Source organism: Streptomyces sp. NPDC031670 (assembly GCF_055580545.1).
Genome location: NZ_JBVILC010000015.1, coordinates 178043 through 187997 on the forward strand (window position 1 = coordinate 178043; position 9955 = coordinate 187997).

At 70.9% G+C, this 9955-nt stretch carries 9 protein-coding genes; 1 reads left to right on the forward strand and 8 read right to left on the reverse strand.

The window, feature by feature from the left end; translation table 11 throughout:
• Genes ACZ5ID_RS26430 through ACZ5ID_RS26440 form a run of 3 tightly spaced genes read right to left on the reverse strand, consistent with a single transcriptional unit; the run spans position 1 to position 4627 of the window.
• Positions 1-837 carry an HAD family hydrolase gene (locus tag ACZ5ID_RS26430; RefSeq protein WP_468902611.1) on the reverse strand — a complete coding sequence of 279 codons (837 nt, stop codon included), beginning with the start codon at positions 835-837 and terminating at the stop codon, positions 1-3.
• Positions 834-3425, reverse strand: coding sequence for a phosphoribosyltransferase (locus ACZ5ID_RS26435; protein WP_468902613.1), 2592 nt, complete (start codon positions 3423-3425; stop codon positions 834-836). The genes ACZ5ID_RS26430 and ACZ5ID_RS26435 overlap by 4 nt, the downstream gene beginning before the upstream one ends.
• Before the next feature lie 38 nt (positions 3426-3463).
• Positions 3464-4627, reverse strand: a complete 1164-nt coding sequence (locus ACZ5ID_RS26440) for an HpcH/HpaI aldolase/citrate lyase family protein (protein WP_468902616.1) — start codon at positions 4625-4627, stop codon at positions 3464-3466.
• Positions 4628-4858: 231 nt separating this feature from the next.
• On the opposite strand from ACZ5ID_RS26440, the gene ACZ5ID_RS26445 reads away from it, so the two are divergent.
• Positions 4859-5821, forward strand: coding sequence for a TerD family protein (locus tag ACZ5ID_RS26445; RefSeq protein ID WP_468902619.1), 963 nt, complete (start codon positions 4859-4861; stop codon positions 5819-5821).
• Positions 5822-5873: 52 nt separating this feature from the next.
• Here ACZ5ID_RS26445 and ACZ5ID_RS26450 read toward each other — a convergent pair whose 3' ends face one another.
• From ACZ5ID_RS26450 to ACZ5ID_RS26470, 5 genes are all read right to left on the reverse strand, one after another.
• Positions 5874-6605: a TerD family protein gene (locus tag ACZ5ID_RS26450; protein ID WP_468902621.1), complete on the reverse strand. Its 732-nt coding sequence runs from the start codon at positions 6603-6605 to the stop codon at positions 5874-5876.
• 130 nt (positions 6606-6735) lie between these two features.
• Positions 6736-7881 carry a DUF475 domain-containing protein gene (locus ACZ5ID_RS26455; protein ID WP_406552881.1) on the reverse strand — a complete coding sequence of 382 codons (1146 nt, stop codon included), beginning with the start codon at positions 7879-7881 and terminating at the stop codon, positions 6736-6738.
• 88 nt (positions 7882-7969) lie between these two features.
• On the reverse strand, positions 7970-8545 hold the full coding sequence (locus tag ACZ5ID_RS26460) for a TerD family protein (RefSeq protein ID WP_468902624.1): 576 nt from the start codon (positions 8543-8545) through the stop codon (positions 7970-7972).
• A 91-nt stretch (positions 8546-8636) separates the two neighbouring features.
• Positions 8637-9212 carry a TerD family protein gene (locus tag ACZ5ID_RS26465; RefSeq protein WP_468902625.1) on the reverse strand — a complete coding sequence of 192 codons (576 nt, stop codon included), beginning with the start codon at positions 9210-9212 and terminating at the stop codon, positions 8637-8639.
• A 122-nt stretch (positions 9213-9334) separates the two neighbouring features.
• Positions 9335-9793: a peroxiredoxin gene (locus ACZ5ID_RS26470; protein ID WP_468902627.1), complete on the reverse strand. Its 459-nt coding sequence runs from the start codon at positions 9791-9793 to the stop codon at positions 9335-9337.
• Between the last annotated feature and the right edge of the window lie 162 nt (positions 9794-9955).

Below are 9955 nucleotides of genomic sequence, written 5' to 3' on the forward strand. Positions count from 1 at the left end.
TCAGGGCCGTACGGGCGCAACCCGGGCCGCCGTGGCGCGGGCGGCGAACCGGCGGACGATCTCCTCGCCGGCCAGCACGCCCCGCTCGTCGAGGACGTCGACGTGCGGCGCCCGCCAGCCGGCGTCCGCGAGCTCGCCGTGGCCCGGGCGCCAGCCCTCGTCGGCGGCGAGCAGCAGGTCCGCGTCGAGGAGCGAGTCCCCGGCGGCGAGGGTGAGGCGGGCGCCGGTGCGCCGGGCCACCTCGTGGACGGCCGCGCTCTTGGTCAGCGGCCCCGGAACCGCGTAGATCTTGCGGCCCTGGAGCGAGACCGTCCAGCCGCGCTTCCCGGCCCAGGCGCTCAGCTCCTCGACCCAGTGGCCGGGCAGCAGCGCGCGCTCCACCACGAGGTAGGCGAACAGGTCCTCGGCGACGCGCTCCTTGCGCAGCCAGGACGGGTCGGCGGCGGCCGAGATGTGGGCGCGCACCTCGGCGAGCGGGGCGCACTCGTCGGCGATCCGCCGGTCCACCTGCCGCCGCCAGTCGGCGTCGGCCACCCCGTCGACGAGCAGCTGCCCGCCGTTGGCGCAGATGGCGTACTTCGCGGGCAGGCCGGGCAGCTGGATGCGCTGGTACTGCTTGCGGGTGCGGGTCGTGGTGGGCACGAAGACCGTGTCCGGGTCCGTCTTGAGGGCGGCGAGCAGGGTGGCGGCGTTCTCGGTCATGTACGAGAGCGGCTTGTGCTCGTGGATCTCCACACAGAGCAGACGCGGCGCCCGGGGGTCGGGCATGGTCAGGTCGAGGGCCGCCGCCGAGTAGATCAGCGTACGGTCCAGGTCGCTGGCGATCAGGGTGCTCATCGGGAGGCCACCGCCTTGCCGTCGGCGCCGGTCGCCCCGCGCGTGTACTGGGGGTGGATCAGCCCGACGCAGCTGTACGGCAGGTCCTCGACCCACTCCACCGGTACCCCGCGCTGCTCCGCGAGCAGGCGTACGTGGTCGAGGTCGGCGCCGGCGCCGCGGTGGGCCAGGATCTTCCAGGGGACGCGGCGCAGCAGGACACGGGTGGTCTCGCCGACGCCGGGCTTGACGAGGTTGACGTCGTGGATGCCGTACTCCTCGCTGATCCGCTCGACGGCGGCCCAGCCCTCCCAGGTGGGGCTGCGGTCGGCGCCCTGGAGCGCCTTGGCCTCGCGGTCGACGTCGGCGGCGACCTCGTCGAAGCGGGCGGTGACGGCGTCGAGGAAGTCCACCGAGACGTCGGCGGCGGCCAGTTCGCGGTAGAACTTGGCGCCGTGGAAGTCGCCGGGTCCGATCAGGTCGGCGCGCAGCACGGTCCGCGAGATCAGCCCCGAGACGGTCGAGTTGAGGCAGGCGGACGGGATCAGGAAGTCCTCGCGGGTGCCGTAGGTGCGCACGCACGAGCCGGGGTCGGCGAGGACCGCGATCTCCGGGTCGAAGCGGTCGATCCCCGAGGTTTCGGCGAACTCGCGGATCGCCGCGGCCAGTTCGCGCGTGATGGCGCCCTTGCCGGTCCAGCCGTCGACGAAGACCACGTCGGCGGGGTCGTGGTGGGCGGCGAGCCAGCGCAGCGCGTTGGGGTCGATGCCGCGTCCGCGCACGATGGAGACGGCGTAGTGCGGCAGGTCGAGCCCGTGCCGGCGGCGGGCCCAGCGGCGCATCAGGACGCCCACGGGGGTGCCCGCGCGGGCGAGCGAGACGAGGACCGGGCGGGGCGTGGGGGTCCCCGCACGCTTTCGGCGGTGGGGGAGCTCCGCGAGCACCGTCTCGGTCACGACGCCCACGGCGCGGGCGATGCGCTCGGCCGAGGCGTCCAGCGCGGCGTGGAAGAGCTGCTGGTACTGGGGCGAGGGCTGGTACTCGACCGGCAGCGACTCCGCGTAGTGGGCGCCGCCGCTCTGGATGGCCTCCTCGCGCTCCTCGGTCGGCGCCTCCAGCTCCACCCCGGACAGGTCCTTGAGCAGCCAGCCCACCTCGTCGGGCGCGTACGAGGAGAAGGCGGGCCCCCGCAGGGGCTCGGGCAGGGGCTCGGGCAGGGGTCCGGACATGGGGGCACCTTCGGGTACGTACGAGGGGACGACGGCCAGCACGACGCGCGGGATGTGCGCGGCGAGCCCGGCCAGCAGGCCGTCGGGGGCGTGCAGTGCGGGGGTGTCGCCGACGGAGTCGACGACGGCCACGACGCTGTCGAAGCCGGCGCCCGCCACGTTGTAGGCGTAGCGCTCACCGGGGCCGTCGCCGGGGGTGTCGTGGGCGGGGAAGGCGAGGCGGGTGCGGATGGCGTAGCCGGGGTCGTCCACCGCGAGGACGGGCGAGCGGGTGGTGGTGGAGAAGCGGACGTCCGTGCCCAGGTGTTCCAGGGCGAGGGCCAGGCGCAGGGGGGCGTACATCAGCTCCTCGAACCCGAGGACGAGGGTACGGCCGGGGGTGGGCCCCAGGGCCCGCTGGATACGGGCGGCCATGTCCGGAAGGGCCGCCTCCAGCACCGCCCGGTGCTCCGGGGTGAACCCGTGGCGTGCCCCGTCGGGGAGACCGCCGGGCCAGCCCAGGTCGACCGTGGCGAAGGCGGCGGGAGCGGCCTCCGGGGCCGGGGTGTCGCCCCCGTCGGCACGCGCGCCGACGGCGGTGGGGGGCGCCGGAGCGGCAGCCGCGGGCGCGGCGGCCCCCCGGCCAGGGATTTCGGGGAGGGGCGGGGAGGGGGGACTCTCGTGTTCGGCCACCAGGGCCATGCCCCGTTCCAGCACGCCCTCCGGCAGGAGAACCGTTCCTGCCGCCAGGGTCACCAGATTCACCTCCACCCCGATCTCCGACGCGAACGCGGACAGACGGGAGCGGTCGGCCGGGGAGCGCATGTCGACCAGGGCGACTATCACGTACCGCGACCGGGGATAGCGCGCGTGCAGCGCCCTGATCGTGTTCAGGACCGTGTTGCCCGTCGAGAACTCGTCGTCGACCAGCACCAGCACCCCGTCCCCCGCCAGCAGCCCCGGGTCCTGCGGCAGCAGCAGATGGGAGGTGGCGTGGGAGTGGGACTCCTCGAAGCCGCCCGCCCGCGCGACGCCCTCGACGGCGCGGCGCGTGGAGTGCAGGCAGGGGGCCACCCCGATGCCGTCCGCCACCGCGTGCCCCAGGCCGGTCGCGGTCTCCGCGTAGCCGAGGACGACCGCTCCGGAGGCCTGCGGGCCGAGCAGCTCCCGGACCTGCTCGCCGAGCGCGAACCCCGCCCCGTACACCCGCGAGGGCCACTGCGGAACGTGCTTGCCCAGCACATTGGAGACCAGCAGATGCGCGCGCTTGGGGTTGCGGCGCAGGGCGAGGCCCAGCAGCTCGGGCAACCGCTCGTCGCCCTGGAGTTCGACGCCGAGCCGCTCGGCGACCCACGTTCCCGACCAGACACCCACGTTGTCGATGCTCTCCTCCTCGGTCATCCCGCCTCGATCATCCCGTCCCGGCCGTCCCGTCACGGTCATCCGGCCAGGCCGGCGGTGAGCAGCTCCACGAAGCCGGTGTCCTCGCCGGCCACGCCGAAGACCTCGGCGCACAACAGGGTCCGCTCGGCCCAGGCGCGGTGCGGCTTCACCTCGTTCATTTTGTTCGTGTACGCGGAGCGCAGCACTCCGCCCCCGCCCCGCTCCGGCCGCAGGATGTCCTGGGCGTCGCTGTACTCCTCGTGGCTGACCACGGACAGCGCGTGCACCGGCACCACGTGCGAGGGGTGGATACAGGTCTTGCCGAGCAGCCCGTTGGCACGGTCGAGCTCTATCTCGCGCAGCAGGCCGTCGATGTCGTGCTCGATCAGCGTGGCGCGCAGCTCCTCCGCGCGCCCCTCCAGGAAGGGGCTGCGGCGCAGCTGGGGCTTGAACATGCGCTCCTGAAGGCGGAAGTACTCCCACACCGGGCCGGTGATGGTGAAGCCCGTGCCGTCGGCGCGGCCCAGCACGTTCACCACGTCCGCGATCACCCCGGCCACGATCTGCACGTCGTACGCCGTCATGTCCGGCGAGCGGCGCAGCCCGTACGCCGAGCAGAAGTCGGTCACCCCGAGCCGCAGCGCCAGCACCCGCTCGCGGTACTTGTCGACGGTCCGGGAGATGCCGGTCAGCGTCTCGCAGCGGGTCTCCAGATGGAGCAGCTCGGGCGATTCCAGCACCGGCATGGCGAAGAGCCGCCGCCCGCTCGCGGCCTCGGCCGCTCCCAGCGCCTCCAGGAACGGCACCCCGCGCTCCTCGGTGAACTTCGGCAGCACGAATCCGGACAGCAGCCGCACCGAGGGGCCGAGCCGCCGCACCAGATCGGGGATCTGGGCGGGCTCGCGGACCCGGATGAAGAGCAGCGGGATCTGTGCGGCCCGTGCGTCGAGGTCGGCGAACTGGCGCACCAGATTGGCCTCCGCGCCCGCGACCTCGGCGTCGTCGATCGAGTCCTCCAGGCAGAGCACCATGGAGACCACGCCCCGGCGGGCCTGCTTGAGGACGTCGTCGGCGAGCGTGGGGCGGGTGGCGGGGCTGTACAGCGTGGCCCCGAGGGCCGCGGACAGCACCCGCGCGGGAGAGTCCGAGGTGAACTCGACGGGCTCCCGGTGGAACAGGTCCTTACGAGCAGCAGGCGGAACGTGCCCGAAATGACGCATATTGATTCCCCTGTACTGCAACGATGGCCCGGACTGAGTGACGACGGGTGGCCGGTAATAGTACGTACGAACGCATGGCGGGAGTTCCCCGCGGGCGTGAAATCCAGGTGACCCGGCCGCGCTCTTCCGGTGCCGGCCGTGGACGCGGTACGTAAGGTACGTACCGCTCGACCGCGGGACAAGGCCGCCCTCGGGCCCCCGCGTTGTCCGGGCGGGCCGCGGGAAGGCAGGATGGCGACCATGACGCACGCGATGCTGAAGGGATCCAACGTCCCGCTGGACGCCGCGGCCGTACGGGCCGTGCTCCGCTGGACGCCGGGCGCCGACGTCCCGGACGTGGACGCCTCGGCGCTGCTGCTGGCCGCCGACGGCCGTGTGCGCTCCGACGAGGACTTCGTCTTCTACAACCAGCCGCGCCACCCCTCCGGCCTGGTCCGGCGGCTCCCGAAGAAGCGGGTCGGGGACGGTCTGACCGACACGATCGAGGCGGATCTGACCGCGCTCGACCCGTCCGTCGACCGGGTCCTGGTCACCGCCTCCTCGGACGGCGCGACCTTCGGCCAGGTACGGGACCTGCGGATCCTGCTGTACGACGCGGGGCAGGGCGGCGGCGAGCCACTGGCGGTCTTCGATGTGCAGGCGGAGACCGGCGAGGAGACCGCGATCATCTGCGGCGAGCTCTACCGGCGCGCCGAGACGTGGAAGTTCCGCGCAGTCGGGCAGGGCTATCCGACCGGGCTCGTGGGGCTGGCGACCGAGTACGGGATCTCCGTGGACGAGGACGAGGCGGAGGGCGCCGACAGCGCCTCCTCCGGCGGTGCCCGGCCCCAGGCCCAAACCCAGGCCCGGACCCAGAACCCGGACGAGGCCAGGACGCACGGCCGGGCGGCCCAGGCCCCGGCGCCCCCGGCATCCGTGTCGCAGCCGCTGCCGCCGGCCGTTCCGGTGGCAGCCCAGCCGCAGCCGCAGCCGCAGACCACTCAGCCGTATGTGCCGCCGCTGCCGGCCGCCTCGCCGCCCTCCTACGGCTATCCGCAGCCCGCGCCGCCCCCGCCGGCGCACCAGCCCTCGTACGGCTATCCCCAGCCCGCCTCGGCGGAGTCCGGCTACGGCTATCCGCAGCCGGCGGCGGCCCACCACGCGGACCCGGACTTCGCGCTGCCCCCGATGGGGCCGCAGTTCGTCCGGCAGTGACGGGAGGGGCCGGGCGGGCGGACACCCGCCGGGCCCGGTCACGGGCGCACTCTCAGGCCTTCGTCTTGTAGCCGCGCCCCCACTGGAGCCCCCATCCGTAGAGCCGGTCCAGCTCGGCCTGGAAGCCGTACACGAACTTCACCTCGCGTCGCACGACCATGTCTCCCTTGACGTTCTCGATGCTGACGACCGCGCAGGACCGGGCCTGCGGGGCGTGCTCGTCCAGGTCGATCTCTATGCGCGGGCCGTTGCTCGGGTAGAGCGTGACCTTGGCGTGCGTACGGTCGAAGGCGGGCGTCTGGTCGTAGATGTAGACGAAGACCAGCAGCCGCTTGATGGCCTCGCGGTGGTCGAGGTTGATGTAGATCGTCTCGCCGGACGGCGAGCCGAACCGGTCGTCGCCGCTGAGCTGGACGTAGGGCGCGGCGTTGGTGGCGCCGAGGAAGCTGCCGAGCGGCTGCACCACGCCCTTGCTGCCGTCGGTGAGCTCGTAGAGGCAGCCCAGGTCGAGGTCGACGTTGACGACGCCCTGGGTGTGCGCCTGGACCAGGTCGGGCTTGAAGAGCTTGAACGGGTGCCGCAGCACGCTGGGGCGCGAGCGCCCGCCGAAGTCGGAGGTGCGCATCCGCCACGACAGGTTGACGCGCAGCGACCCGGAGTTGGCACCCTGTTTGCCGAGCGAGATCACCGGGTGCCGTTTGGTCAGCTCGATGGCGTTGCTCGCGGCGCTGCCCGTGTCGAACTGCGCCGACGGCCTGCCGCGCAGGCTGTCCCAGAAGGCCATGTCTTCCCCACCCCTATACGAACCACGTCGACGGCCCCGCACCGCGTGAAACGCGGGGCGGCCGGAGGCACGCGCCTCCGGCCGCCCCGCTCAGAGCGTTCCGCAATCGTCGACGGGTCACACCACGGATTCAGACCCCGCTGGAGACTTCCGCCTTCTCACTGAAGTCCCCGCCGCCCTCCGCGGCGATCCGCTTGTTGCGGCGGACCGAGGACCAGAAGGACCAGGCGATCAGGACGACGCCGACGAGACCGGTGATGACCTCGTTGATCTCGTACTGGATGGTGACCAGGAGGATCACCGAGAGGGCGCCGATGGCGTAGTGCGCGCCGTGCTCCAGGTAGACGTAGTCGTCGAGGGTGCCCTGGCGGACCAGGTAGACCGTGAGGGACCGCACGTACATCGCGCCGATGCCGAGGCCGAGCGCCATCAGGACGATGTCGTTGGTGATGGCGAAGGCGCCGATGACGCCGTCGAAGGAGAACGAGGCGTCCAGGACCTCCAGGTAGAGGAACATGAAGAACGCGGCCTTGCCGGCCAGCAGGACCGCCGCGCCGGCGCCCTTGCCGCTCTTCCTGGCCTCTTCCTGGGCCTCCTGCTCGGCTTCCTCCTCTTCCTCCAGCTTGTCCTCGAAGTAGCCGGAGAGGCCGCCGACGATCATGTACGTGATCAGGCCGGCGATGCCGGAGATGAGGACCGTCTCGCCCTTGTCCGCGTGCGCCCCGCCGTGCAGGTGGGCGTGGGTCGCGAAGGTCATCGAGGAGACGAGCAGCACGCCGAGCGCGATGGCGACGGAGAGCATGTCGACCTTGCCCAGCTTGGCCAGCGGTCGCTCGATCCAGCGCAGCCACTGGATGTCCCGGTCCTCGAAGATGAAGTCCAGGAAGATCATGAGCAGGAACATGCCACCGAAGGCGGCGATCGACGCGTGCGCGTCGGTCACCAGCTCCTTGTAGTGCTCCTTCTCGTTCAACGCGAGGTTGACGGCCTCGATGGGGCCGATCTTGGCGCTGATGGCGACGATGACGACAGGGAAGACCAGCCGCATGCCGAAGACGGCGATGAGCACACCGACCGTGAGGAAGATCTTCTGCCAGAAGGCGTTCATCTTCTTCAGGATTCCGGCGTTGACCACCGCGTTGTCGAACGACAGCGAGATCTCCAGGATGGACAGGATCGCCACGATCCCGAAGGCGGTCCAGCCGTCGTAGAGCACTGCCAGGGCAAGACCGATCGCAGTGATCACGAATGACCAGCCGAAGGTTTTCAGAATCACTGACTTCCCCATCTAGCTAGGCGGGGTCCCCCCAGACGGAGTCTGGGGGAGGGTCTCCCCCCGCGCCGCACCCGACTTGGGCACGGCTTTACGAAACGTTGACCCCGAAGTCTAGAGCGATCCCCCGCAGTCCGGACGCGTACCCCTGACCGACCGCTCGGAACTTCCATTCGCCGCTGTACCGGTAGAGCTCGCCGAAGATCATCGCGGTCTCGGTGGAGGCGTCCTCGCTCAGGTCGTACCGCGCGAGCTCCTGGCCGTCGGCCTGGTTGACGACCCGGATGAAGGCATTGCTGACCTGGCCGAACGTCTGGCCGCGGTTGTCCGCCTCATGGATCGAGACAGGGAAGACGATCTTGTCGCAGTGCGTCGGCACCTGGGACAGGTCGACGATGATCGACTCGTCGTCCCCCTCACCCTCACCGGTGAGGTTGTCCCCGGTGTGTTCGACCGAGCCGTCGGGGCTGGTGAGGTTGTTGTAGAAGACGAACCACTCGTCGCCGAGGACACGGCCCGACTGGCACAGCAGCGCGCTGGCGTCGAGGTCGAAGTCGGCTCCGGTGGTGGACCGCGCGTCCCAGCCGAGACCGACCAGCACCCGGGTGAGGTTCGGTGCCGCCTTGGAGAGGGAGACATTGCCCCCCTTGGCGAGCGTGACGCCCATGATCGTGAGTCCTCCCCTGAATGGCGAACGAAGGGTTGAGCGCGTCCGGCGCCGCACGGGTGTGCGGCGCCGGACGAGGGAGAGCGACGGCTCAGACGTTGACGCCGAAGTCCTGCGCGATACCGCGCAGGCCCGACGCGTACCCCTGGCCGATGGCGCGGAACTTCCACTCCGCGCCGTTGCGGTACAGCTCGCCGAAGACCATGGCGGTCTCCGTCGAGGCGTCCTCGCTCAGGTCGTACCGGGCGAGCTCGGTGTTGTCGGCCTGGTTCACCACGCGGATGTACGCGTTGCGGACCTGGCCGAACGACTGCTGGCGGCTCTCGGCCTCGTAGATCGAGACCGGGAACACGATCTTGTGAACATCGGCCGGGACCCCGGCCAGGTTCACCTTGATGATCTCGTCGTCGCCCTCGCCCTCACCGGTGAGGTTGTCACCGGTGTGCTCGACGGAGCCGTCGGGGCTCTTGAGGTTGTTGAAGAAGACGAAGTTCGAGTCGTTGGCGACCTTGCCCTGGTCGTTGGTCAGCAGTGCGCTGGCGTCCAGGTCGAAGTCACCCCCGGTGGTGGTACGAGCGTCCCAGCCCAGACCGACGATGACCGCGGTCAGGTTGGGGGCGGCCTTGGTCAGCGAGACGTTGCCGCCCTTGCTGAGGCTGACTCCCACGAGTCCTCCCAATGGTGTGAGGGGCCGGCTTAGGTCAGCGTCCCCGTCGTGCGTTGGCATCGGATCAACGTCTGGATCCTAGTGACCGGTTCCCGCCTCAAACAGGCGATTCGACCGATGGATCACAGGGTGTCGAGCGCCTTGACGTAGTCATTCAGGTCCCGGGCGTCCGGCAGGCCGTTCTCGACGGTCCAGCGGACCACGCCGTCCTTGTCGATGACGAAGGTGCCGCGCACCGCGCAGCCCTTCTCCTCGTCGAAGACGCCGTACGCCCGCGAGACCTCGCCGTGCGGCCAGAAGTCCGACAGCAGCGGGTACTCCAGGCTCTCCTGGTCGGCGAAGACGCGCAGGGTGTGGATCGAGTCGTTGGAGACGGCGAGCAGCTGGGTGTCGCGGTCGGTGAACTGCGGCAGGTTGTCGCGCAGCGCGCACAGCTCACCCGTGCAGACGCCGGTGAAGGCGAACGGGTAGAAGAGGAGCACCACGTTCTTCTCGCCGCGGAAGTCGGAGAGCTTCACGGTCCGGCCGTGGTTGTCCTTGAGCTCGAAGTCCGGGGCCTTGGTGCCGACCTCGATCGCCATGGAAAAGCCATCCCTTCTCTGGGCCCGGGCGGAAGGCCGCCGTGGACCGTCCTGATGGGCCCCACCCTACGCAAGGGCCCAGGGGGGGGGGGGGGGGGGGGGGGGGAGAAAAGGAGGAGGGGGAGGCATTTTGGGGGGAAAAAAGGGGGCTCCGCCACCCCT

Bases quoted from the DNA above. Each gene is read 5' to 3' on its own strand.
- ACZ5ID_RS26430 (WP_468902611.1), bottom strand. From the start codon at position 837: ATGAGCACCCTGATCGCCAGCGACCTGGACCGTACGCTGATCTACTCG.
- ACZ5ID_RS26435 (WP_468902613.1), bottom strand. From the start codon at position 3,425: ATGACCGAGGAGGAGAGCATCGACAACGTGGGTGTCTGGTCGGGAACG.
- ACZ5ID_RS26440 (WP_468902616.1), bottom strand. From the start codon at position 4,627: ATGCGTCATTTCGGGCACGTTCCGCCTGCTGCTCGTAAGGACCTGTTC.
- ACZ5ID_RS26445 (WP_468902619.1), top strand. From the start codon at position 4,859: ATGGCGACCATGACGCACGCGATGCTGAAGGGATCCAACGTCCCGCTG.
- ACZ5ID_RS26450 (WP_468902621.1), bottom strand. From the start codon at position 6,605: ATGGCCTTCTGGGACAGCCTGCGCGGCAGGCCGTCGGCGCAGTTCGAC.
- ACZ5ID_RS26460 (WP_468902624.1), bottom strand. From the start codon at position 8,545: ATGGGCGTCACGCTCGCCAAGGGGGGCAATGTCTCCCTCTCCAAGGCG.
- ACZ5ID_RS26470 (WP_468902627.1), bottom strand. From the start codon at position 9,793: ATGGCGATCGAGGTCGGCACCAAGGCCCCGGACTTCGAGCTCAAGGAC.